At 72.0% G+C, this 23,710-nt stretch carries 21 protein-coding genes and 1 pseudogene; 13 read left to right on the top strand and 9 right to left on the bottom strand.

The window, feature by feature from the left end:
• Window positions 1-6 precede the first annotated feature (6 nt).
• The 5 genes from cbiQ to AQJ84_RS01695 all read left to right on the top strand — a co-directional run bounded on the left by cbiQ (window position 7) and on the right by AQJ84_RS01695 (window position 4,077).
• Window positions 7-756 (top strand): cobalt ECF transporter T component CbiQ, encoded by a 750-nt coding sequence (gene cbiQ / locus AQJ84_RS01720; protein ID WP_053192309.1) that lies wholly within the window; start codon window positions 7-9, stop codon window positions 754-756.
• Window positions 753-1,616 (top strand): energy-coupling factor ABC transporter ATP-binding protein, encoded by an 864-nt coding sequence (locus tag AQJ84_RS01715; protein ID WP_030043618.1) that lies wholly within the window; start codon window positions 753-755, stop codon window positions 1,614-1,616. Before cbiQ ends, AQJ84_RS01715 begins: the two co-directional genes overlap by 4 nt.
• Before the next feature lie 138 nt (window positions 1,617-1,754).
• Window positions 1,755-2,525: a carbonic anhydrase gene (locus AQJ84_RS01705; RefSeq protein WP_030043617.1), complete on the top strand. Its 771-nt coding sequence runs from the start codon at window positions 1,755-1,757 to the stop codon at window positions 2,523-2,525.
• 131 nt (window positions 2,526-2,656) lie between these two features.
• Window positions 2,657-2,944, top strand: coding sequence for a hypothetical protein (locus AQJ84_RS01700; RefSeq protein ID WP_030043616.1), 288 nt, complete (start codon window positions 2,657-2,659; stop codon window positions 2,942-2,944).
• Window positions 2,945-3,108: 164 nt separating this feature from the next.
• The gene (locus AQJ84_RS01695) at window positions 3,109-4,077 is read left to right on the top strand and encodes an ABC transporter substrate-binding protein (protein WP_030043615.1); all 969 of its coding nucleotides are present in this window, start codon (window positions 3,109-3,111) and stop codon (window positions 4,075-4,077) included.
• 33 nt (window positions 4,078-4,110) lie between these two features.
• Here AQJ84_RS01695 and AQJ84_RS01690 read toward each other — a convergent pair whose 3' ends face one another.
• A complete protein-coding gene (locus AQJ84_RS01690) occupies window positions 4,111-4,980 on the bottom strand; it encodes an isocitrate lyase/PEP mutase family protein (protein WP_030043614.1) in 870 nt (289 codons plus the stop codon).
• 250 nt (window positions 4,981-5,230) lie between these two features.
• On the opposite strand from AQJ84_RS01690, the gene AQJ84_RS01685 reads away from it, so the two are divergent.
• Window positions 5,231-6,739 carry a family 43 glycosylhydrolase gene (locus AQJ84_RS01685; protein ID WP_030043613.1) on the top strand — a complete coding sequence of 503 codons (1,509 nt, stop codon included), beginning with the start codon at window positions 5,231-5,233 and terminating at the stop codon, window positions 6,737-6,739.
• A gap of 38 nt (window positions 6,740-6,777) precedes the next feature.
• Window positions 6,778-6,876 (top strand): annotated as a pseudogene (locus AQJ84_RS45210) (AbfB domain-containing protein); the annotation flags it as partial.
• Between the two features lie 22 nt (window positions 6,877-6,898).
• Here AQJ84_RS45210 and AQJ84_RS01680 read toward each other — a convergent pair.
• Window positions 6,899-7,501 carry an HAD-IIIA family hydrolase gene (locus tag AQJ84_RS01680; protein WP_030043612.1) on the bottom strand — a complete coding sequence of 201 codons (603 nt, stop codon included), beginning with the start codon at window positions 7,499-7,501 and terminating at the stop codon, window positions 6,899-6,901.
• Between the two features lie 91 nt (window positions 7,502-7,592).
• Here AQJ84_RS01680 and AQJ84_RS01675 point away from each other — a divergent pair, with 91 nt between their 5' ends.
• Window positions 7,593-8,033: an SRPBCC family protein gene (locus AQJ84_RS01675; RefSeq protein WP_030043611.1), complete on the top strand. Its 441-nt coding sequence runs from the start codon at window positions 7,593-7,595 to the stop codon at window positions 8,031-8,033.
• A gap of 50 nt (window positions 8,034-8,083) precedes the next feature.
• Window positions 8,084-9,406 (top strand): lanthionine synthetase LanC family protein, encoded by a 1,323-nt coding sequence (locus tag AQJ84_RS01670; RefSeq protein ID WP_030043610.1) that lies wholly within the window; start codon window positions 8,084-8,086, stop codon window positions 9,404-9,406.
• On the opposite strand, the gene AQJ84_RS01665 is transcribed toward AQJ84_RS01670, so the two are convergent.
• The 5 genes from AQJ84_RS01665 to AQJ84_RS01645 form a co-directional block, all read right to left on the bottom strand.
• Window positions 9,358-10,509 (bottom strand): XdhC family protein, encoded by a 1,152-nt coding sequence (locus tag AQJ84_RS01665; RefSeq protein WP_030043609.1) that lies wholly within the window; start codon window positions 10,507-10,509, stop codon window positions 9,358-9,360. The genes AQJ84_RS01670 and AQJ84_RS01665 overlap by 49 nt on opposite strands.
• A gap of 51 nt (window positions 10,510-10,560) precedes the next feature.
• Entirely contained in the window at window positions 10,561-12,018 is a 1,458-nt protein-coding gene (locus tag AQJ84_RS01660) for an NCS2 family permease (RefSeq protein WP_030043608.1), read from the bottom strand.
• Between the two features lie 161 nt (window positions 12,019-12,179).
• Complete coding sequence (locus tag AQJ84_RS01655) at window positions 12,180-14,576, bottom strand: xanthine dehydrogenase family protein molybdopterin-binding subunit (RefSeq protein WP_030043607.1); 2,397 nt, start codon at window positions 14,574-14,576, stop codon at window positions 12,180-12,182.
• 2 nt (window positions 14,577-14,578) lie between these two features.
• Window positions 14,579-15,163 (bottom strand): (2Fe-2S)-binding protein, encoded by a 585-nt coding sequence (locus AQJ84_RS01650; RefSeq protein ID WP_030043606.1) that lies wholly within the window; start codon window positions 15,161-15,163, stop codon window positions 14,579-14,581.
• Entirely contained in the window at window positions 15,163-16,053 is an 891-nt protein-coding gene (locus tag AQJ84_RS01645) for an FAD binding domain-containing protein (RefSeq protein ID WP_053192307.1), read from the bottom strand. Before AQJ84_RS01645 ends, AQJ84_RS01650 begins: the two co-directional genes overlap by 1 nt.
• A 321-nt stretch (window positions 16,054-16,374) precedes the next feature.
• Between AQJ84_RS01645 and AQJ84_RS01640 the strand changes: the two genes are divergently transcribed.
• Together AQJ84_RS01640 and AQJ84_RS01635 are read left to right on the top strand one after the other, a co-directional pair.
• Window positions 16,375-18,042 (top strand): PucR family transcriptional regulator, encoded by a 1,668-nt coding sequence (locus AQJ84_RS01640; protein ID WP_053192305.1) that lies wholly within the window; start codon window positions 16,375-16,377, stop codon window positions 18,040-18,042.
• Window positions 18,043-18,168: 126 nt separating this feature from the next.
• Window positions 18,169-18,948: a hypothetical protein gene (locus AQJ84_RS01635; protein ID WP_030043601.1), complete on the top strand. Its 780-nt coding sequence runs from the start codon at window positions 18,169-18,171 to the stop codon at window positions 18,946-18,948.
• Between the two features lie 446 nt (window positions 18,949-19,394).
• Here AQJ84_RS01635 and AQJ84_RS01630 read toward each other — a convergent pair whose 3' ends face one another.
• Complete coding sequence (locus AQJ84_RS01630) at window positions 19,395-20,204, bottom strand: GntR family transcriptional regulator (RefSeq protein ID WP_053192303.1); 810 nt, start codon at window positions 20,202-20,204, stop codon at window positions 19,395-19,397.
• A 155-nt stretch (window positions 20,205-20,359) separates the two neighbouring features.
• Between AQJ84_RS01630 and AQJ84_RS01625 the strand changes: the two genes are divergently transcribed.
• Together AQJ84_RS01625 and AQJ84_RS01620 are read left to right on the top strand one after the other, a co-directional pair.
• The gene (locus tag AQJ84_RS01625) at window positions 20,360-21,217 is read left to right on the top strand and encodes a (2Fe-2S)-binding protein (protein WP_053192301.1); all 858 of its coding nucleotides are present in this window, start codon (window positions 20,360-20,362) and stop codon (window positions 21,215-21,217) included.
• 303 nt (window positions 21,218-21,520) lie between these two features.
• Window positions 21,521-22,564, top strand: coding sequence for a DUF2637 domain-containing protein (locus tag AQJ84_RS01620; protein ID WP_030038895.1), 1,044 nt, complete (start codon window positions 21,521-21,523; stop codon window positions 22,562-22,564).
• A gap of 75 nt (window positions 22,565-22,639) precedes the next feature.
• On the opposite strand, the gene AQJ84_RS01615 is transcribed toward AQJ84_RS01620, so the two are convergent.
• Complete coding sequence (locus AQJ84_RS01615) at window positions 22,640-23,062, bottom strand: ATP-binding protein (RefSeq protein ID WP_030038894.1); 423 nt, start codon at window positions 23,060-23,062, stop codon at window positions 22,640-22,642.
• Between the last annotated feature and the right edge of the window lie 648 nt (window positions 23,063-23,710).

The raw sequence follows: 23,710 nt of genomic DNA, 5'->3' as shown, positions 1-23,710 counted from the left end.
GCGCGCGTGCTGCCGATCGACGCGGCGGCGCACAGCAGCCGCTGGCGCCGCCGCCACCCCGTGGACAAGGCCGTGCTCGGGCTCGGCCTCACCCTGCTCGCGATCTCGCTGCCGCCCTGGCCGGGCGCGGCCCTGGTGCTGGTGACGGCGCTCGCCGTGCTGCTCGGCCCGGCGGGCGTGCCCGGTCGCCGGCTGTGGCGCGCCTACCGGGTACCGCTGGGCTTCTGCACGACGGGCGCTGTCACCCTGCTCGTCCAGGTCGGCGGGCCCGACGGGTTGGTGACCCTGGCCGCCGACGGGCCGGTCCGCGCCGGGGAGTTGCTGCTGCGTACGTCGGCCGCCTCCCTCGGCGTCCTGCTGTTCGCGTTCACCACGCCGATGTCCGACCTGCTGCCCCGCCTGGTCAGGGCGGGGGTGCCCGCTCCCGTGGTGGACGTCGCGCTGGTGACGTACCGGATGAGCTTCCTGCTCCTGGACTCCGTGCGCCGGATCCGGGAGGCCCAGGCGGCCCGGCTCGGTCACACCACCCGGGCCGCCACCTGGCGTTCGCTGGGCGGGCTCGGTGCCATCGCCTTCGTCCGGGCCTTCGACCGGGCGGCACGGCTCCAGGACGGACTCGCCGGACGCGGCTACGACGGCACACTGCGCGTCCTGGTGCCCGAGGCCCGTGTCTCCGCCCGCTTCACCGCCGCCAGCCTCGCGCTCCTCACGGCCGTCGCCGCCCTCACCTTCGTTCTGGAAAGGCCGCTGACATGAGCGAGCCCGTGCCGGTCGCCCTGCGGGGCGCTTCCTTCGCCTACGAGGAGGGCCCCACCGTGCTCAGCGGGCTCGACTTCGAGATCCGAGCGGGCCGCGCGCTCGCCCTGCTCGGCCGCAACGGCAGCGGCAAGACCACGCTGATGCGGCTGCTGAGCGGCGGACTGCGCCCGCACACCGGCGAGTTGACCGTCGAGGGCCGGACCGTGCGCTACGACCGGGCCGGGCTGACCCGGCTGCGTACGACCGTCCAGCTGGTCGTGCAGGACCCGGACGACCAGTTGTTCGCCGCGTCCGTCGCCCAGGACGTGTCGTTCGGGCCGCTCAACCTCGGTCTGCCCGACGTGCAGGTTCGGGCCCGCGTCGAGGAGGCGCTCGCCGCCCTGGACATCACCGCCCTGGCCGACCGGCCCACCCACCTGCTCTCCTACGGTCAGCGCAAGCGGACCGCGATCGCCGGGGCCGTCGCGATGCGGCCCCGTGTCCTGATCCTCGACGAGCCGACCGCCGGCCTCGACCCCGACGGCCAGGAACGGCTGCTGGCCACCCTCGACGAACTGCGCGGCTCCGGCACGACGGTCGTGATGGCCACCCACGACGTCGACCTCGCCCTGCGCTGGGCCGACGACGCCGCCCTCCTCACACCGTCCGGAGCGCGCACCGGCCCCGCCGCCACGATGCTGGCCCGCACGGATCTCCTCCAGCAGGCGGGACTGCGGCTGCCCTGGGGGGTCGCGGCCGCCCGGCTGCTCCGCGAGCACGGGTTGTTGGCCGACTCCGCTGCGGGGCCGCGCACCCCGGACGAACTCGCCGCCCTGACGGCGGACCGGGCCGCTCCGCCGATGCCCGCCGACGGCTGACGCTCCGTCAAGAAGGCGTCACCTCTTGGCGGAAGTGAATTGGACGAACGCTTCTCCCGCCCTTGATCGACGTTGTACGAGCCCTAACCGGTCCTCGGAAAGAGTGGAGATCACTCGACCGGAAGGAAGCAGCAGATCATGGGCAGTGTCGGCATACCGCAGCGCAGGGCCGTTCTCACCGGAGGGCTGGTGGCCACGGCGGCCCTGATCACCGGCTGCTCGTCGAAGGCGGAGGGGGCCGGGGCGACGAAGACGGCGGCCGTGGGCGCGGCGACGACCCCCTCGCCGGCCGCGACCACCCGGCCCGACTCGCCCCGGACGGCGTTCGCTCGGCTGATGGACGGCAACGCGCGCTGGGTGGAGGGGACTCTCCAGCACCCCGACCGGGACCCCGGCCGCCGTGAGCTCGTCGCCCAGGAGCAGGACCCCTACGGTGTGATCCTCTCCTGCATCGACTCCCGCGTGCCGCCGGAGCTGCTCTTCGACACCGGGCTCGGCGACCTGTTCGTGCTGCGGACCGGTGGCCAGGTGGTCGGACCGGTGGTGACCGGCTCCGTCGAGTACGGGCCCATGACCTCGGGAACCCCGCTGATCCTCGTCCTGGGCCATCAGCGCTGTGGCGCGATCAAGGCGGCGTACGAGGCGATGCGCGACGGCAAGAAGCTGCCCGGCAACCTGCAGGCGATCTCCGACGCCCTGCGGCCGGCCTACACGGAGACCGTCAAGGCGAAGACCGGCGACCCGGTCGACACGATGATCCGTATCCATGTCAGGCAGACCGCCGCGGACCTGCGCTCCAACAAGGATCTCGCGCCGCTGGTGAAGAAGGGCGAACTGGCCGTCGTCAGCGCCTACTACTCGCTCGACACGGGCCGGGTTGAAGTCCTCGCCGGCGCGCCGTCCGCGTGAGGCGGGGCCGCTTTGCGACCAGTCGCCCGCACCGGGTCCGGACCTCAGGAGCGCGCTTCGGCGCGGGTGACGAACGCGGTGAGCCGGGCCCACATCTCCGGGGCGTTGGAGTACATGGGGAAGTGGGCGTAGTGACTGATCTCGGCGAGCTCGACGCCGCCCTCGGTCAGAGCCGGGAGGTATGGGCGCGGTCGGTGACCTCCCAGATCGCGATGGTCGAGTGCGGCCTCGGTGTCACCGTGGTGCCCGCCGCGGCGTCCGCGGCACGCCCCGCCGTCCGGTTCAGGCCGCTGCGTCACGCGACGGCGACCATCGAACTCACCGCCATGACGAGGTCCAGCCCCGACGCGCTGGCCGAGCGCCTCACGGTCCTCGCGACGCGACTCACCACGGAACAGGCTCCGCCGCAACGCCGTTGAGTGGGGGCGGAGTTGTCCGGGGTACTGACAGCACGAAAGCTGGTGTGTAGATTGCCGCCGTCAAGAAACTGCACAACATAAGCCAGGGCAGCCGGTCCGCGACCGGCGGTTCCGGCCTCCTGCCCGACCCCCCTGCCTCGTCGTGCTTCCTTCAGGAGGAGCCCATGCAAAGGCGCGTTCACGGGCTGGCCGCAGTGTTGATCACCGTCGCCGGTGTGGCCGGGTGCGGGTCCTCGGACTCGGGGTCGGGCGGGCCTTCGTCCTCGGGCGGGACCACCACGGTCAAGGTCGGGGTCATTCCGATCGTCGACGTGGCGCCGCTCTACCTCGGGCAGCGCAAGGGGTTCTTCACCAGCCGCGGCATCAAACTGGAGATGGTGAGCGCCCAGGGCGGCGCGGCGATCATTCCCGGCGTGGTGAGCGGCCAGTTCCAGTTCGGGTTCAGCAACACGACGTCGTTGATGCTGGCCCAGGTCAAGGGAGTTCCGGTCAAGTCCGTGGCCAACGGCGCGGCCACCAACGGCAAGGTCGGGGCCGACGTCACCGGGGTGGCGGTCAGGAAGGACAGCTCGATCAAGTCGGCCGCGGACCTCGCCGGGCACACCGTGGCGGTCAACACCCTGCAGAACATCGGGGACACCACGGTGCGCGAGTCGGTGCGCCAGGCCGGCGGCGACCCGTCCGAGGTCAAGTTCGTCGAGATCCCCTTCGACCAGATGCCGGCCGCCCTGGACGACGGGCGGGTGGACGCGGCCTGGATGGGCGAACCCTCGCAGACGATCGCCAAGGCGCAGGGCGCCCGCATCGTGGCCTCACCCTTCGCCGAGACGGACCCCGAGCTCACCGTGGCCACCTACTTCACCTCGACGCAGCTCGCTCAGCAAAAACCCGACCTGGTGAAGAAGTTCACCGAGGCGATGACCGAGTCGCTGCGGTACGCCTCGGACCATCCGGACGAGGCCCGCCAGGTCCTCACCGCCTATACGAAGATCAGCGGCGATGTCCTGAAGAACCTCACGCTCCCCAGCTGGCCGGCGCAGGTCGACATGGCGTCGCTGGAGAAGCTGGCCTCGCTCAGCGAGAAGGACGGCCTCTTCGGCGACCAGAAGCCGGACCTGCAGGCCCTGTTCTGACGCACCGTCACTGTCGCTACCGGCAAAGGTCGTTCAGTGACGGGTCTGGTCGGGTCCCGGCTGGAAGAGCTGGTTGAGGTCGGTCTGGGAGAGCTGGTCGTCGGCGTAGGAGAAGGTGCCCTGGTCCGCCAGCTCCCTCGCGGCGCTCAGCAGGTGCCGGTACATGCTGCGGGCGATGCTGCCGCCGACGGTGACGCGCCGCACGCCGAGTGCCCGGAGGTCGTCCAGGGACAGCGCGTTGCCGGTCAGTCCCATCACGACGTTGAGCGGGCCGTCGAGTTCGCGCACCAGCGTGGCGATGGTCGCGGCGTCGCCGGCACCCGGCACGAACGCGCAGTCCGCGCCCGCCGCCAGGTAGGCGTTGGCCCGGTGGACGCACTCGTCGAGTGAGCCCCCGACCAGCAGCGCGTCGGTCCGGCCGACGAGGACGAACGGCTCTCCTCCGGCGTCCAGGGCGGCCCGGGCGGCCTGGATACGGTCCGTCGCGAGCGCCTGGTCGTAGAGGGGCCTGGCGCGATCGCCGGTGAAGTCCTCGATGTTGCCGCCCGCGGCGCCGACCGCGAGGGCCATGGAGATCGTGGACGCCACGACCTCGGGCGCCTCGCCGTAGCCGTCTTCGAGGTCGGCGCTCAGCGGCACCGCGATCTCGCCGGCGATCTCGCCCACCCGGCGCATCATCGTGTCGCGGTCGACGCGGCCCGCCGGTCCGTGCTCGGCGAAGTAGTCGTGGTCCGGGCGTCCCAGGGAGAACGCGACCCCCGCGCTCGTGGTCGCCACGGCGGGAAAGCCGGCTTCCTGAAGGATGCGGGCGCTCCCCACGTCCCACGCGTTGGGCAGCAGGAAGCAGCCCTCCCGGTGCAGCTCGACGAAGCGTCGCGCTCGTTCTCGGCTGTGGCTTTCCATGAAGTCCTTCCTGAGGTGCTTCCCTAGGCCCTTCCCGAGGCCCTTACGCGACCGGCTCCAGGAGAACCTACGGTCCCGGTTTCACGGGCGGAACCCCCGACCCGGAAGCCGGCTTCGACGCTGAGCATCGCCACGCGCGTCTCCGATGCGGAGCGCATGTGACCAAACCGTTGACGCAGGCATGCCCCCCACTTATCTTCTGATCGAATTTACGAACCACGTTCGATATTACGGACAGGAACGGTCTCGTATGCCGCACTCCCCCTCCCTCTCCCCCTCGCACCGCAGATCCTGGATCCTGTGCGTGCTCGCCGTGCTCGTCGCCCTGGTGTCGGCGACGACCCAGCCGGCCGTCGCGGCCGACGGCCGCCCGTACACCAACCCGCTCAAGTCCACCAAGGGCGCCGACCCCTGGCTGGAGTTCTACGACGGCAACTACTACCTGGTCACCACGACGTTCACCGGCGTCCTCGGCATGCGCAAGTCGCCGACCCTCGCGGGCCTCGCCACCGCGCCCACCGTGCAGGTGTGGTCGGACACCACGTCGACCCGCAACACCAACATCTGGGCGCCGGAGATCCACTTCCTGAACGGCCACTGGTACCTGTACTACTCCGCCGGCCAGAGCGGCGTGGCCTGCTGCGACTCGCAGCGCACCCATGTCCTGGAGAGCACCGGCACCGACCCGATGGGCCCCTACACCTACAAGGGTTCGCTGACCGGCTCCAACCTCACCCCGGGCGGCTGGCTGATCGACGCGAGCGTGCTGCAGGCGGGCGGCAAGCTCTACCTCGTCGGCAGCGGATTCGTGAACGGCAGCACCCAGAGCCTGGTCATCGCGCCGATGAGCAACCCGTACACCCTGGCGAGCAGCACCTTCAGCGTCATCTCCAGTCCGACGCTCGACTGGGAACGGGTGGGCTCCCCGGTCAACGAGGGCCCCGAGCCGCTGTATCACGACGGCCGCACCTTCCTGTCGTACTCCGCGAGCTCCTGCCAGACCCCCGACTACAAGCTGGGCCAGTTGGAGCTGACCGGCACCGACCCGCTCAGCCCGGCGTCCTGGACGAAGAAGCAGACCCCCGTTTTCCAGCGCAGCGACGCGAACAGCGTCTACGGCCCCGGCCACAACGGCTTCTTCACCTCGCCTGACGGCACCGAGAACTGGATCGTCTACCACGCCAACTCCGCGTCGAACGGCGGCTGCGGCAACGCCCGGACCACCCGCGCCCAGGAGTTCACCTGGAACGCCGACGGCACCCCGAACTTCGGTGCCCCCGTCGCCCTCGGCACCTCCCTGCCCGGCCCCTCCGGCGAGACGGCGGCGACCCCGACGTCGTACACCCTCGTCAACCGCAACAGCGGCAAGTGCCTGGACGTCGAGGGCGGCAACACCGCCAACGGCACCAACGTCTTCCAGTGGAGCTGCACCGGCGGCGCCAACCAGAAGTGGCGGATCGAGGACCGCGGCGACGACACCAGCCGCCTGGTCAACGTGGCCACCGGCGGCGTGCTGGACGCGGCCGAGTGCTCCACCGCGGACGGCGCCGACCTGCGCCAGTGGTCGTGGCTGAACAACAAGTGCCAGCGCTACCGACTGGTGTACACGGCGACGGGTGACTACGTCCGGATCGTCAACGAGAACAGCGGCAAGGTCGCCGACGTCGCGAACTGCGGTACCGCGAACGGAACCGACGTACGCCAGTGGACGTGGCTGAACAACACCTGCCAGCAGTGGCGCCTCGTCCCCACCACCTGATCGCCGCCCTCTGGTCCGGAGAACTCCGAGTCGTACGACTACGCGGCCGCTACATCCGGCACTACGACAACCTGCTGTACGTCCAGGCGTTGAGCACGGCCACCGACCGGGCGGACGCCACGTACTACGGCCAGTGAGACACCGGCACCGGAGAAGGGCTCACCCGCGCCCTTCTCCGGTGTCGTACGCGGCTTCGATCGGCCGCTCGTCGGCCAGCACCCGGCCCCGCGGCGGCGGTCCGGTCAGCAGCGCGCGGACGGCGGTCAGCACGTCCGGCGCCACCAGCTCGGCGCGCGCCGTCACCGCCGGCGGTGTCCCGTCGGCCGGTACGAGGATGCCGTGGGCTCCCGCCCGGCGGGCGGCCTCCAGATCCACTCCGGTGCCTCCGACGACGACACAGTCCCCGGGGGCGGTGCAGATCCGTCCGGCCGCCCACAGCAGCAACCCCGGTTCGGGCGGTCGGCAGCGGCAGCCCTCGTCGGGTCCGTGCGGGCACACGCCCCACACGTCGAAGGGGCCGAGGAGTTCCTCGACACGGTGGTGGACGCGGCGGACGTCGGCGTCGGTGAGCCGTCCCCGCGCGTCACCCGGCCACCGCCGGGCGACGACACCGGTGCGGACGCCGTGCAGGCGCAGCAGGCCGAGCGCCTCACGGGCGCCCGGGGCGGGACGTACCCGGTCGGGGTCCGCGCCGCCGGGTCCGTTCTCGACGAGGAGGCCGTCCCGGTCGAACAGCACGGCCTTCACCTTCATGCCGGTCATGGCAGACGGGTATCCCCGAGGCGACGACACATGCGTCGCACCGGTGCCACGCACCACCTGATCGACGGCCCGGGTTCCCTACGATCCTCGCGTGGCCACCTTCTTCCTCGAACGCACCGTCCCGCTCCCCCGCGAGGAGGCGTGGCGTCGCATCACCGACTGGCCGCGGCACGGCGACGCGGTGCCGCTCACGCGAATCATCGTGAGCACGCCGCAGCCGACACACCAGGGCACGGTCGTCGTGGCCCGCTCGGGCGTCGGACCGCTGACCTTCGACGACCCCATGGAGGTCACCCTCTGGCGCCCTCCCACACAGGACCTTCCCGGCCTGTGCCGGCTCGACAAACGCGGCCGCCTCGTCACCGGCTGGGCCGAGCTCGAAGTGCACCCCGGCCCGGGCGGCCGTACCCGCGTCCTGTGGCGCGAGGAACTGCGCGTCCGGCTCCTCCCCCGCCTCTTCGACCCGCTGCTGGCGGCGTCGGCACGGTATGTGTTCGGTCGGGCGGTGAACGCACTGCTGAGACGCCCCTGACGCCGAGGGTGCCGTGGGCGCGCGGCAGGCCGGATGCCAGAGTAGGCCGCATGACGCACGCGGAGGGGGCGGTCGTGAGGGTGGACGGGACCGAGGTCGAGGCGCTGGCGGCGGACGCGTTGCGCTGGCTGCGCGGGACCGCGCGGGAGACCGGCGGCGGTGGCCTCGGCTGGAGTACCCGCCCTTCGGACGACGAGCTCAACCCCATGCTGTACAGCGGCACGGCAGGGGTCGTGCCGGTGCTGCTGGAGGCGTGGCGGCACTTCGGGGACGACACGTACGCCGACACCGCGCTGCGGGCGGCCCGCTCACTGACCGCCGCCGTCGACGAATGCGCCGACAGCTCCCTGTACTTCGGCCTCACCGGGATGGCCCTGACACTGCGGACCGTCCACCGGGAACTGGGCGACCCCGCCGCCGACGTCGCCGCGGACCGGGCCATGGAGCTGGTGCGGACCCGCTTCGACGGGACGCGCTGGGGCGAGTTGTTCGAGCTGATGGGCGGCAACGCGGGAATCGGCCTCGGCGCCCTGCTCGTCGGCGACGCCGACCTGGCCGTGCGGGCCCTGGAGCCGTACGCGCGCACCGCGGAGGCACTGCCGGGAGGCGGCGTCCACTGGGAGTTCCGCACCGGCCGGGAGGGGCGCATGCACCACATCTCCCACGGCACGCTGGGGATCGTGTACGCGCTGGCCACCGTCGGCACCGCCACGGGACGCACGGACCTGGTCGAACTGGCCGAGGCCGGCGCCGCCGGGGTCGTCGACCGGGACGAGGACGGACCGGAGGGCTTCCTGGTCGCCCACTCCGACCCGGCCCACCTGCCCGACCTGATCGCGCGCCACAGCTACGGCTGGTGCCACGGCCCCGCCGGCGACGCCCAGGTGTTCCGCGGACTCCGCGACGTCCTGGGCGACGCGGCCTGGTCGGCGCTGGCCGACCGGTGCTGGCACACCGTCACCCGCTCAGGACTCCCGCGCCGCCTGCGCCCCGGCTTCTGGGACAACAACGGCCGCTGCTGCGGCACCGCCGGGGTCCTGGCACTGGCCTGCGACCGCATCGCCGAACAGGACGACGGCCACGACTTCGCCCGGGTCCTGGTCGCCGACCTCACCGAGCGCGCCACCCGGGACGCCGAGGGCGCCCGCTGGTCCAACTTCGAGCACCGGGCCACCCCGGGCGAGCTGGAACCCCAGACCGGCTGGGCGATGGGCAACGCGGGCATCGCACGGGAGCTGATGCGCTTCGTACGGCTGGGCCGGGGCGGCGACCCGGACTACGCGTTCGCCTGGCCGGACCAGCCGGCGGTGCGCCGCACCGGCGTTCAGGCCACCGACCCGATCCGCCCCGCCGGCACCGACGCCCCGTCGTGATGGATCGGCGTGTGCGCGCCCGTCAGTGAGACCCCGCTGCCGCCGCGCCGGCCGGCGACGATCTCGGCGGCGATCGACAGGGCCGTCTCCTCCGGCGTACGGGCGCCGAGGTCCAGGCCGATGGGCGACCTGAGCCGCGCCAACTCCATTTCGCTCACGCCGACTTCACGTAGCCGCTCGTTGCGGTCCAGGTGGGTGCGCCGGGAGCCCATGGCACCGACGTAGGCCACCGGCAGCCGCAACGCCAGCTTCAGCAGGGGGACGTCGAACTTGGCGTCGTGGGTCAGCACGCACAGGACCGTGCGGGTGTCGACGTCCGTGCGCTCCAGGTACGTGTGCGGCCACTCGACCACGATCTCGTCGGCCTCGGGGAAGCGGGCCCTGGTGGCGAAGACGGGCCGCGCGTCGCACACCGTCACGTGGTAATTCAGGAACTTGCCGACCCGGACCAGGGCCGACGCGAAGTCGATCGCGCCGAACACGATCATCCGGGGCGGCGGGAGGGCCGACTCCACCAGCACCGTGAGCGGCGCCCCGCAACGGGAGCCCTGCGCACCGATCTCCAGGGTGCCGGTGCGGCCGGCGTCCAGGAAGGCACCGGCCTCCGCCGCGAGGGTGCGGTCCAGTTCGGGGTGGGCGCCGAAGCCGCCGTCGAAGGACCCTTCGGGCCCGACCAGCATCGCGCGGCCCACCAGGTCCGCGGGTCCGGACACGATCCGCGCCAGCGCCGCCGCCCGGCCGCTCGCGGCGGCCCCGAGCGCGGCCGTGACCACCGGCCGGACCCGGTCGCCCGCGCGGACCGGCGTCACCAGGATGTCGATGACCCCGCCGCAGGTCAGACCCACGGCGAAGGCGTCGTCGTCGCTGTAGCCGAACCGCTCCAGGACCGACTGCCCGTCGTCGAGGGCCTGTTGGCACAGCGCGTACACCGCGCCCTCCACACAGCCGCCGGAGACCGAGCCGATCGCCGTGCCGTCGGCGTCCACCGCGAGGGCGGCGCCGGGCTGACGAGGGGCGCTGCCGCCGACGGCCACCACGGTGGCCACGGCGAAGTCACGTCCCTGCTCGACCCACCGGTGCAGTTCTTCGGCGATGTCCAGCATCTGTCTCGGTCTCCTTGGCAGCAGAGGTGGGGCGGGTTCCCGAAAGGGCGGCTAGTGCACGCCCATCCAGCTCTCGATGGGGTCGAGGGCGAAGTACACCAGGAAGATCACGGTCAGTCCCCACATGAAGGCACCGATCTCCCGCGCCTTGCCCTGGGCGGTCTTGATGGCCACGTACGAGATGACGCCGGCCGCGACACCGGCGGTGATGGAGTACGTGAACGGCATGATCACGACGGTCAGGAAGACCGGGATGGCGGTGGCGCGGTCGGACCAGTCGACATGCCGGGCGTTCATCATCATCATGGCGCCGATCACGACCAGGGCCGCGGCGGCGACCTCGCCCGGCACGATGGCCGTCAGCGGGGTGAAGAACAGACAGGCCGCGAAGAACAGCCCGGTGACCACGGAGGACAGCCCCGTACGGGCCCCCTCGCCGACGCCGGTCGCCGACTCGACGAAGACCGTCTGGCCCGAGGCGCCCGCGACGCCGCCGATCGCGCCGCCCGCGCCGTCGATGAACAGCGCCTTGGACAGGCCCGGCATCCGGCCCTTGTCGTCGGCGAGCTTCGCCTCGGTGCCGACGCCGATGATGGTGGCCATCGCGTCGAAGAAGCCGGCCAGCACCAGGGTGAACACGATCATGCCGACGGTCATCGCGCCGACCTCGCCCCAGCCGCCGAACTCGACGTCGCCGAAGATCGAGAAGTCGGGCATCGAGACCGCGCCGCCGTGCAGTTCGGGCGCGCCGCTCGCCCACTGCTTCGGGTCGATGACGTCCAGCGCGTTCAGCAGCACGGCGAGCACTGTGCCGCCGACGATGCCGAGCAGGATCGCGCCGGGGACGCCGCGCGCCTGCAGCATGAAGATCGCGAGGAGGGTGACGGCGAAGAGCAGCACCGGCCAGCCGGCCAGTTCGCCGGCCGGGCCGAGGGAGACCGGGGTCGCCTGGCCCTGGTGCACGAAACCGGCCTTGTAGAAGCCGATGAGCGCGACGAACAGACCGATGCCCATGGTGATGGCGTGCTTGAGCGCGAGCGGGATCGCGTTCATGATCATTTCGCGCAGGCCGGTCACGACGAGCAGCATGATGACCACGCCGTACATCACGCACATGCCCATGGCCTGCGGCCAGGTCATCTGGGGTGCGACCTGGGAGGCGAGCACGCCGGAGACGGAGAGGCCGGCGGCCAGGGCGAGGGGCACCTTGCCGAAGAAGCCCATCAGCAGTGTGCTGAGGGCCGCCGCGAACGCGGTCGCGGTGATCAGCGCCTGCTGGCCGAGGGTGCTCCCGGCCACGTCCTTGCCGGACAGGATCAGGGGGTTCAGGAGGAGGATGTACGCCATCGCCATGAAGGTGGTGACGCCGCCGCGCACCTCACGCGCGACGGAGGACCCTCGCTGGGATATGTGGAAGTACCGGTCGAGCCAGGACCGTCCGGCCGGGACGCGGGTGCCTTCTCCCGCGTCGTCGGCGACGGTCTTCGGCTCGAGTGACTGCTGGGTCATGTGGGCCTGCTCCCAAGGTTCATAGGGACACCCGCGGGGTCGCCTTCGGCCACCGGCGGGATTTGGGGAGGTGCACGACCCGGGGGACGGCCCGAGACGGACAACGGGGGCCCGGGGGACGGTGTCCCCCGGACGTACTCACCTGCTCGACCCCGAGGGGGTCACGTGCCCGTGAGGTGCTCCGGCCTCACCGGCGTCCTGTTCAGCTCCAGCCCCGTGGCGTCGCGGATCGCCGCGAGCACGGCCGGGGTGGAGGACAGCGTCGGTGCCTCGCCGATGCCGCGCAGTCCGTACGGGGCGTGGTCGTCGGCGAGTTCGAGGACCTCGACCGGGATGGTCGGCGTGTCGAGGATGGTGGGGATCAGGTAGTCCGTGAAGGAGGGGTTCTTCACCTTCGCCGTCTTCGGATCGACGATGATCTCCTCCATCACCGCCACGCCGAGGCCCTGGGTCGTGCCGCCCTGGATCTGGCCGATGACGGACAGCGGGTTGAGCGCCTTGCCGACGTCCTGGGCGCAGGCCAGTTCGATGACCTTGACCAGGCCGAGCTCGGTGTCGACCTCGACCACCGCACGGTGGGCGGCGAAGGAGTACTGGACGTGGCCGAAGCCCTGTCCGGTCCGCAGGTCGAATGCCTCGGTCGGACGGTGCCGCCACTCGGCCTCGACCTCGACGGCCTCGTCCTCCAGGACGTCCACCAGGTCGGCGAGGACCTCGCCGCCGTCGGTGACGACCTTGCCGCCCTCCAGGAGCAGTTCGGCGGTGGCCCAGGCCGGGTGGTAGGAGCCGAACCTGCGGCGCCCGATCTCCAGGACCTTCTCGCGCACCAGCTCGCAGGAGTTCTTCACGGCGCCACCGGTGACGTACGTCTGCCGCGACGCGGACGTCGAACCGGCGCTGCCCACCTGGGTGTCCGCCGGGCGGATGGTCACCTGCGCGACGCCCAGCTCGGTGCGGGCGATCTGCGCGTGCACGGTGACGCCGCCCTGGCCGACCTCCGCCATGGCCGTGTGCACGGTGGCGACGGGCTCGCCGGCGATGACCTCCATGCGCACCCTGGCCGTGGAGTAGTCGTCGAAGCCCTCGGAGAAACCGACGTTCTTGATGCCGACCGCGTAGCCGACACCCCGTACGACGCCTTCGCCGTGCGTGGTGTTGGACAGTCCGCCGGGCAGCTGCCGTACGTCGGCCTCCTCGCCGGCCGAGAGCCACTGCTGCTCCGGTGGCATGGGCATCGCCTTGACGCGGCGCAGGAGTTCGGCGACCGGCGCCGGCGAGTCGACGGGCTGCCCCGTCGGCATGATCGTGCCCTGCTCCATGGCGTTGAGCTGCCGGAACTCCACCCGGTCCATGCCGACCGCGTCGGCCAGCTTGTCCATCTGCGCCTCGTAGGCGAAGCACGCCTGGACCGCGCCGAAGCCGCGCATGGCGCCGCAGGGCGGGTTGTTGGTGTAGAGGGCGATGGCCTCGATGTCGACGTCGTCGACGACGTACGGGCCGACCGAGAGCGAGGAGGCGTTGCCGACGACGGCCGGCGAGGCGGACGCGTAGGCGCCGCCGTCCAGGACGATGCGGCACTTCAGGTGCGTGAGCCTGCCGTCCTTGGTCGCGCCGTGCTCGTAGTGGAGCTTGGCCGGGTGGCGGTGGACGTGTCCGAAGAACGACTCGAAGCGGTTGTAGACGATCTTGACGGGCTTCCCCGTGCGCAGCGCCAGCAGACAGGCGTGGATCTGCATCGACAGGTCCTCGCGACCGCCGAAGGCGCCGCCGACGCCGGACAGCGTCATCCGCACCTTGCTCTCGGGCAGGCCGAGGACGGGCGCGATCTGGCGCAGGTCGGAGTGCAGCCACTGGGTGGCGACGTAGAGGTGGACGCCGCCGTCCTCCTCGGGCACGGCCAGGCCGGACTCCGGGCCGAGGAAGGCCTGGTCCTGCATGCCGAAGGTGTACTCGCCCGTGACGACGAAGTCGGCCTTCTTCGCGGCCTCCTCGACGTTGCCGCGGACGATCGGCTGGCGGTGCACGATGTTCGGGTGCGGGACGTGCCCGACGTGGTGGTCGTCGCGGCCCTCGTGGATGAGGATCGCGTCCGGCGCGGTCGCGGAGGCCTCGTCGGTGATCACCGGGAGTTCGCGGTAGTCGACCTTGATCTTGGCGGCCGCGCGGCGCGCGGTCTCCGGGTGGTCGGCGGCGACGATGGCGACCGGTTCACCGTGGTGGCGGACCTTGCCGTGGGCGAGGACCGGGGTGTCCTGGATCTCCAGGCCGTAGTTCCTCACGTCGGTCGGCAGGTCGTCGTACGTCATGACGGCGTACACGCCCGGCATCGCGATGGCCTCGCTCGTGTCGATGGACACGATCTCGGCGTGGGCGACGGTCGAGCGGAGGATCTGGCCCCAGAGCATGTCCTCGTGCCACATGTCGGACGAGTACGCGAACTCGCCGGTGACCTTGAGGGTGCCGTCCGGGCGGAGGGTGGACTCACCGATGCCGCCCTTGGTCTTCGAGCCCTGGGTGACCTTGGTGGGAGTCCCGATGGGGGCGCCGTTGCTGGGCATGCTCAGACCACCTCTCCCTGCCGGGCGGCCGCCAGGCGGACCGCGTCCATGATCGTCTCGTAGCCGGTGCAGCGGCACAGGTTGCCCGACAGCGCCTCGCGGATGTCCGCGTCGCTCGGGTTCGGGTTGCGCTCCAGCATCTCGTCGGCGGCGACCAGCAGACCCGGGGTGCAGAAACCGCACTGGACGGCGCCGGCGTCGATGAACGCCTGCTGGACCGGGGAGAGTTCGGCGCCCTCGCCGGTCTGCGAGTCCTGCCCCTGGGCCGCCCACCCCTGGGCGTCCTGCAACGACGTGCCGCAGGCACCCGAGGCACAGCCGCCGCGCTCCGCGCGCTGCTTGGCGAAGTCCGCCAGCCCCTCGACGGTGACGACCTCGCGGCCCTCCACCTGCCCGGCGGCGACCAGACACGAGCACACCGGCACACCGTCCAGCCGGACCGTGCACGAGCCGCACTCGCCCTGCTCACAGGCGTTCTTGGAACCGGGAAGCCCGAGCCGCTCGCGCAGTACGTACAGCAGGGACTCGCCCTCCCAGACGTCGTCGGCTTCCTGCGGACGGCCGTTGACCGTGAAACTGACGCGCATTACGCGACTCCCTCCGTGCGGGCGGCGGTGCCGCGGTACGACTCCCAGGTCCAGGTCAGGGTGCGGCGGGCCATGACGCCGACCGCGTGCCGGCGGTAGCTCGCCGTGCCCCGGACGTCGTCGATCGGGTTGCAGGCGCCGGCGCACAGGTCCGCGAACTGCTTGGCGACCGACGGGGTGATGATCTTTCCGTTGTCCCAGAAGCCGCCCTCTTCGAGCGCGGCGTTCAGGAACTCCTCCGCCACCTTGGCACGCACGGGTGTGGGCGCCGCCGAACCGATGCCGGTCCGCACGGTCCGCGTCTCGGGGTGCAGCGCGAGCCCGAAGGCACACACCGCGATCACCATGGCGTTGCGCGTGCCGACCTTGGAGTACTGCTGCGGCCCGTCGGCCTTCTTGATGCGGACGGCCCGGATCAGCTCGTCGGCGGCGAGCGCGTTGCGCTTCACGCCGGTGTAGAACTCGTCGATCGGGATGAGCCGCGACCCCCGCACGGACTCCACCTCGACCTCGGCGCCGGCCGCTAGGAGGGCGGGGTGGGCGTCGCCGGCCGGGGAGGCGGTGCCGAGGTTGCCGCCGACGCCGCCGCGGTTGCGGATCTGCGGGGACGCGACGGTGTGCGAGGCGAGGGCCAGTCCCGGCAGCTCGCCGCGCAGGTTCTCCATGATCTTCGTATAGGGAACCGAGGCCCCGAGCCGCACACTCTCCGCACCGACCTCCCACTCCTCCAGGTCGCCGATGCGGTTGAGGTCGAGGAGGTACTCGGGCCGGCGGTGGTCGAAGTTGATCTCGACCATCACGTCGGTGCCACCCGCAATCGGCACAGCGGTGGGGTGCTCGGCCTTCGCGGCGAGCGCCTCCTCCCAGCTGGCGGGGCGAAGGAAGTCCATGACCGGCTCTCTTCTTCGTCTGAGTCGTACAGATTGAGCCAATCCGTGTGCGGCGGTCCCGGCTCGTTCATGTGCTGTTTACGCGGAGTGGGGCCAGTACACAGCGCTGTGCGCCGACCGGGTCAGTCACGGAAACCATGAAGGAGTTGGCTGGCCAGGGCGGGCATCTTGTAGATTCGTATGAACGGAGGTCATCGGTAACCTCCTCGTTTTCCTCTGGAAACGCGCGGCACACCCCGAGTGACCTGGGACACGGCCGGAACACGACGAGCCCTCACGATCCATCGTAGATTTCGAGACTAGGAACGGCGGCGACGAGACATGCGGCTGCGCGCACTGCTGGACACGGACGCGCTGGGCCTCAGGCTGCTCGGCGGCGAGGCCGAGCTGGATCGCGCCGTGCGCGGCGTGATGACCACCGACCTCAGGGACCCCAGCCGCTATCTCTCGGGCGGGGAAGTGGTCCTGACCGGGCTGGCCTGGCGCCGGGACGCCGCCGACTCCGAGCCCTTCGTACGGATCCTCGTGCAGGCCGGGGTGGCCGCGCTGGCGGCCGGCGAGGCGGAACTCGGGGACGTCCCCGACGACCTCGTGGTGGCGTGCGCCCGCCACCACCTCCCGCTCTTCGCGGTGCACGAGTCGGTGGCGTTCGCGACGATCACCGAGCACGTCGTGCGACAGGTGAGCGGCGAGCGGGCCGGCGACCTGGCGGCCGTGGTCGACCGGCACCGGCGGATGATGACCTCGGGCCCGGCGGGCGGCGGCCCGGACGTGGTCCTGGACCTGCTCGGTTCGGACCTGGACCTGCGCGCCTGGGTCCTGTCCCCCACGGGCCGGCTGATCGCCGGTTCGAAGACCACCGGCCCCGCCCTGCCCGCCGACGTGTGCGCCAGGCTCGCGGCCGAGCATCTCGCGGCCGTCCGCACGGGCCGGCGGGGCCCGCATCGGGTGACGCTGGGCTCGGGAATCTTCTCCCTCTTCCCAGTCCGCAGCAGCGCCCGCTCCCCGCACGCCGCCCGTGACGTGCGGGAGACGGTGCTGTCGGACTGGCTGCTGGCCGTCGAGGCGGACGCCGGGGACTGGCCGGAGGAGCGGCTCGACCTGCTCCAGGGCGTCACCCAGCTGATCGCGGTGGAGCGCGACCGCCGGGACGCGGCCCGCACGGTCCGCCGCCGGCTGGCCCAGGAGGTCCTTGAGCTGGTCCAGACGGGAGCCGCCCCGGCGGAGATCGCCGCCCGTCTGCGGGTGGCCGCCCCCGTCCTCCTGCCCGGACTGGGCGCGGCCCCGCACTGGCAGATCGTCGTCGCCCGCGTCGAGTGGGACGGCGGCGACCTGGAGGGCGGCCCGGTCGCCCAGTCGCTGCTGGAGGAGATCCTGGCCGACCCGCTGTCGACGGGCCCGGAACCCTCCGACCGGATCGCCGTCGCCCACACCGGCGATGAGGCGGTCGCGCTCGTCCCCCTGCCCGCGGTCTCGTCCGAGCACGACGGCTCGGAGATCCTCGCCGACGTGCTCCTGGAGTCCGTACGGGACCCGCTGTCGTCCGGCCTCGACGGCGACGGCCGGGTGACGCTCGGAGTCAGCGCGTCGGTCCACTCGGCGGAGGGCCTGCGCGGCGCCCTGGAGGAGGCCCGCCACGCCCGCCGGGTGGCGGCGGCCCGCCCCGGCAGGGTCTGCGCGGCCGGCCACCAGGAACTGGCCAGCCACGTCCTCCTGCTCCCCTTCGTCCCCGACGACGTCCGCCGGGCCTTCACGGCCCGCCTCCTGGATCCCCTGCGCGACTACGACCGCCGCCACCGCGCGGAACTGATCCCCACGCTGGAGGCCTTCCTGGACTGTGACGGCTCCTGGACCCGCTGCGCGACCCGTCTCCACCTGCACGTCAACACGCTGCGCTACCGGGTGGGCCGTATCGAGCAGTTGACGGGCCGTGATCTCTCACGCCTCGAGGACAAGCTGGATTTCTTCCTGGCACTGCGGATGAGCTGACCTCCGCGGACGCGCGGAGTCCCACGACTTTGTGAAATCCTTCACCCACCCTCTTGGCCAGGCCCGTCAATTCGTGCTGAGATGCCGCCACCACCAAGGCTCGATGGCGTGCTCGGGGAGGGCAACGTGGCGCATACCGCCATGTCTGGTAACGGAACGACCGCCGGTGACGATCCACTCCAGACCGCGGTATGGCGGTTGCGCTCCCGCGCCTGCTGGGCGGACGCCGCCGCCCTGCTCCAACCGGTCACCGCGCAGGCCGCGCTGCAGAGGGCGTCCCTGCTGGTGGAACGGTGTCTGTACACCGAGCAGGGCTGGGAGCAGGCCGAGGACGCGCTGCGTACGGCCGAGGCACTGGCCCACAGCGACGACGAACGGGGCGCGGCCGCTTGTGAAAGAGGGCAACTTGCCTACGCCGCCACCCTGCACGGCGTGCGGGACCGAGCCGACGAGGCACGGGCGGCTCTGGGCCGAGCGGCGGCGCTGATCGCTCCGGGAGCGCCGGGACGGGCGTTGCTCGACTTCCGCCGGGGCCTGCTGGCGGACAACCTGTCCCACTCCCCGCAGTCCGCGCGAGCGGCCTACCGCCGGGCACACGCGGGCGCCACCGCCCACCCCGACCCCCTCCTGCTGTCCTTCACCTGGCGCCACCTGGCCGGCCTGGCCCTGCGGGAGGGGGAGCTGGCGGAGGCGAGGCACGGTTTCGCCGAGTCCCTCAGGATTCGCGAGGAACTGGGCTACCTGGTCGGCACGGCCCCCGCACTGGCCTCCCTGGCGGACGCGGAGGTGGAACCGGAGGCCTCACGCCTGCGCGCGGAGGCCCGACGCCTGTACCAGCTCCTGGGCGGCGTACCCACCTGGCTGGCACGACAGCTGGCCCCGGCCCCCCCGGCGGCAACGGCGTAGCCCGCACACGGCGGCGGCAAGGGGACGTATCGGGTAGGTGCCCACCCGCAACGATTACGGGCGGCGCACCCACACCACTGGCACAACAACCAGCCCCGCCCCCCGTCAGCAACGACGCAGCCCGCACACGGCGACAAGGGGCATCGGGGAGGTGCCCACCCGCAACGATTACGGGCGGCGCACCCACACCACTGGCACAGCAGCCAGCCCCGGCCCTCCGTCAGCGACGGCGTAGCCCGCGCACGGCGAGCAGGGGACGTGTCGGGGGGTGTCCGCCCGCAGCGGTTGTCGCGTCAACACGGCCGCGTTGGTAGATGACCGATTCCGCGACGTTCCGAGGACGGACACCCCCCGACACGGCCCCGACCCACCCCCGAACCCAAGGCGCAACGCGCACCCCCGCTCCACCCGCACAGGCCGCCGCAGGCACCCGCCCCCAACGCGCCTCAGCGAGCCCCCGAAAAGTGCTCCCCCACCAGCGACCGCACCACATCCAGATCCCGAGCGACCAACGCGTCCAGCAACGCCGCGTGTTCCGCCGCGTCGGCCACCAACTCGGCCCGCCCCCGCGAGCCACTCCCGCCGACCAGCGGCCACTGGGCACGACGGTGCAGGTCCTCGGCGATCTGGACCAGCTGGTCGTTCCCCGACAGGGCGAGCATCGCGCGGTGAAAGGCCCGGTCGCTCTCCGCATAGGTGGCAGGGCAGCCGGAGGACGCCGCGCGCACCGTGGCCTCGGCGAGCGGCCGCAGTTCGCCCCACCGTTCGACCGGAACCGTACGCGCCAGGCGCAGCATCACCGGCACCTCGATCAGCGAGCGGACCTCGGCCAGTTCGGCCAGCTCGCGGGTACCGCGCCGGACGACCCGGAACCCGCGGTTGGGGACGACCTCGACGGCGCCCTCCAGCGCGAGCTGCTGCATCGCCTCCCGGACCGGCGTCGCGGAGACCCCGAAGCGGTCGCCGAGCGCGGGCGCCGAGTAGACCTCGCCGGGCCGCAGCTCACCGGCGACCAGCGCGGTGCGCAACGCGTCGAGGATCTGACCGCGCACGGAGGACCGCTGGACGGCAGGCCGAGGCCGCGGCACGGGCGGTTCGCCGTGGGTGTGCTCGCCACGAACGGCCCCGGGAGCGGCGCACCGCTCACGGTCCACGTCCGCGGCCGTGGGCTGCGCCGGCACCCGGGCGGCCTCGGCGGCCCCGTCCGTGAGACGGGAGACCCCCGCCCCGCCGGAGCCCTGCGCGCCCTGCTTCACGGGTCCTCCTCCGGACGTATCGGTACTTGGGGTCATTACGGCGGCTTGTTACTCGCCCGTCAAGCAGATTAGGCGCATAAGCCGACAGTTCAAATTACGACCACATCAGATAAGGTAAGCCTTACCTCAAGCTCCCCCGACTCAGGTGGTCCCGCATGCCCGTGCCGCCACTCGCCTCCCCCTCCCCCACGACGGACGCGTACGCACAGGTCACAGCGGCCTTCCCGGCCCTGACGATCACGGAGCTCACCCCCGGCCAGCAGCCCCCCGGCGGCGACGGCCGGGTCACCGCGGCGGAGCTGGCGGCGGGAGGGGCCGGCCTGGAGAAGTTCCTCGCCTGGGACGCCGCGCAGGTACTGCGGGACCACGGACGCCCGGGCCGCCCGGACGTGATCGCGAGCTTCGGGCTGCACCGGTACGCCTGGCCGGCCTGCCTCCTGGTCACCGCCCCGTGGTTCCTGCACCGCCGGGTACCACGCTTCCCCGTGACACAGGTCTCGTACGACCGCACACAGGGCCCCATGTCCTTCGCCGTCCGCCCCGGCCCCTTCGCCTGCCTGCCCGGCGACCCGGCGGCGACCCTGCCGGGCGCGCGTGTCGTCCCCGACGAGGATGCGCTGCGAGCCGAGGTGCGTGCGGCGGTGGCCGAGCACATGGAGCCGGTGCTGGCCGGATTCGGCCCCCGTATGCGCCGGCGCGGCCGCGCGCTGTGGGGCATGGTGACGGACGAGATCGTCGAAGGGCTCTGGTATGTCGCGGGGCTGCTCGGCGAGAGCGAGCGGCGGCGGGCCGAGCGCGAGCTGGAGCTGCTACTGCCGGGCACGACCGGACCGTACGTGGGCTCTGCGGCGTTCCGCGTCCTGACCGGCCCGAACGGCGAACCGCTGCCCACCCGGGACCGGGTGAGCTGCTGCATGTACTACACGCTGGACCCGGACGACACCTGCGCCACCTGCCCGCGCACCTGCGAGGCCGACCGGGTGGCCAAGCTGGCGGCGCTCGCCACGAGTTGAGGCACCCTCAGGTCAACGCGGAACCACCCGTCCCGTAAGATCACTCGGGATTGAGACACCCGTCCGGTTACAGCCAATTCACAACTTCCTCACTCGCCGCGGGAACTTTCCGTGGAACCACCCGTACGGGTAGTCTTATTCGAACTCAACTCCCGCCCCTCACGCGGCAGTTCGAGCAGATCGCCGCCCTGGGCATCCCCTTGCACTTCCTTGGCGGCCTCTTGCCCCGAAAACGCCTGAGGGCCGTTGGGATTGGGCCACTATGGCGGGCGTTACGCCCTATCCCAATGCAAGGGACCCCAGATGAGACTGACCGACATATCGCTGAACTGGTTGCTTCCGGGCGCCGTACTGCTCCTGGGCATGCTGGCGGCGGTTGCGGTGCTGGCGCGCGGTAAGCGCTCCGTGGGGAAGGACGCGAGCGCGGACGACTCGTGGGAGCGCAGCGAGGAGCGCCGCAGGCGCAAGGAGGCCATATACGGCACCGCCTCCTACGTGCTGTTGTTCTGCTGTGCCGCGGTGGCCGCGGCGCTCTCCTTCCACGGCCTGGTCGGCTTCGGCCAGCAGAACCTGAACCTGTCCGGCGGCTGGGAGTACCTGGTCCCGTTCGGCCTGGACGGCGCGGCGATGTTCTGCTCCGTACTCGCGGTGCGCGAGGCCAGCCACGGTGACGCCGCCCTCGGCTCCCGGATACTCGTGTGGACGTTCGCGGGCGCCGCGGCCTGGTTCAACTGGGTGCACGCGCCCAGGGGCCTCGGCCACGACGGTGCCCCCCACTTCTTCGCGGGCATGTCCCTCTCGGCGGCCGTCCTGTTCGACCGCGCTCTGAAGCAGACCCGCCGGGCCGCCCTGCGCGAGCAGGGACTGGTGCCCCGTCCGCTGCCGCAGATCCGCGTCGTGCGCTGGCTGCGGGCCCCCCGTGAGACGTACAAGGCGTGGTCGCTGATGCTCCTGGAGAACGTGCGCAGCCTGGACGAGGCGGTCGACGAGGTCCGCGAGGACCAGCGGGAGAAGGAAGCCGCCCGACTGCGCCGACGCGGCGAGCAGCGCGTGGAGCGGGCCCAGCTCAAGGCGATCAGCCGGGGCCACCGCGGTTTCGTCGGCCGCGGCCGCCAGCTGGAGACGCAGGCCACCCTGGAGCGTGCCTCGTCGGACCGGGTCACCGCGGAGCCTGCCATATCGGCGCCGGAGCAATTGCCCGTGCGCCAGCGGCCCTCCCTCCAGCCGGTCCGCAAGGGATCTGAGTCCCCCTCCGTCGATCTCACCGCGGAGGACGACACTATGGCCCTTCCTCGACTGGACTCCCTGGAGCGCAAGCTCAAGGACCTTGAGCAGCAGTTCGGCTAGACCGAACGGGTAAGACGGGACGGGGTGCGGCTCACACGAGCCGCACCCCGTCCCGTTGTCGGCCGCGCCGTCGCCTCACCCGGCTCCGGCGTCCAGCTCGAACCAGACCGCCTTCCCCACCCCGTGCACCCGTACCCCCCACGCGTCCGCGAGGGACTGCACGAGGACCAGGCCCCGGCCGTGCGTACCGTCGCCGGCGTTCGGTACCCGCAGTCGGGGCCGGTGGGAGACGAAGTCCCGCACCTCCACCCTGAGACCACGCGCTCCGACGGTGGCCGTCAGGAGTGCGTCGTGGTCGGTGTGGACGATCGCGTTGGTGACGAGTTCGCTGGTCAGCAGTTCCGCTACGTCGGCTCGGCCGGGCTTCCCCCAGTGCCGTAACAGCTCGCGCAGTGCCCTGCGCGCCTCGGGAACCGCCCCCAGGTCCGCCCGCCCGAGTCTGCGCCTGAGCTGCGGCGCCGGTGCCTCCTGCCCGGCGCTGTCGGTCTCGTCCTCCACTGTGTCCGCCGAGAAGGCCCCTGTTGCCGTGGGACCGCCTCCTCGTGCCTGCCTCTTCATGACCCCCGCCCGCGTGCCGATGTCGGTTCCCCTCCTGCTCGAACACGTTCACGGGGATCCATGCCCGTCAGTTCACGGGCCAGTCATGTCACGTCGTCAACGACCAGGTGTTCGGCCAGATTCGAGGCCGTCCGCGCCGACGGGTGCGGGGCCGGGGGCGAGCGGGTGCGGCTCGGACCAAGCTCCGCGTACCGCCGGGGAGCCGAGCGGCACGGCGACCGACTTCCCCCCGCCCTCTGCCCGGAACATGCCACGAGCCCGTTCGTGCGGCCTGCCCACTGGGCGGCGAACGGGCCGACGGACGACCCGCCGCCGCCCGCCCACGGGCTCTCCCCGCCCGGCACGACGGCGGCGAAACCCTGGCCGACGTGCCGCTTCAGGCTGGTGGCTCGGGTGCCCGGGCAGCGGCCGGGGCAGGACGCCGATGCGGTGACCGAGCACCGGGGTCAGGGTGCGGGCTCCTGCGGCCGGGGGCCGGACCGGCGGTCCCGTACGACTTCGCGTCCATGCGGACAGGGTGGCGGGTCCCGGGCGCCGAGCGGCTGATGTGCCGAGGTCACGGCGCCCCCGGGAGCGGTTCGCCAAACT

The sequence above is a fragment of the Streptomyces resistomycificus genome (assembly GCF_001514265.1).
Taxonomy (GTDB): domain Bacteria; phylum Actinomycetota; class Actinomycetes; order Streptomycetales; family Streptomycetaceae; genus Streptomyces; species Streptomyces resistomycificus.
Note: the sequence above shows the minus strand (reverse complement) of the source record. Positions and strands in the feature narration are given on the sequence as shown.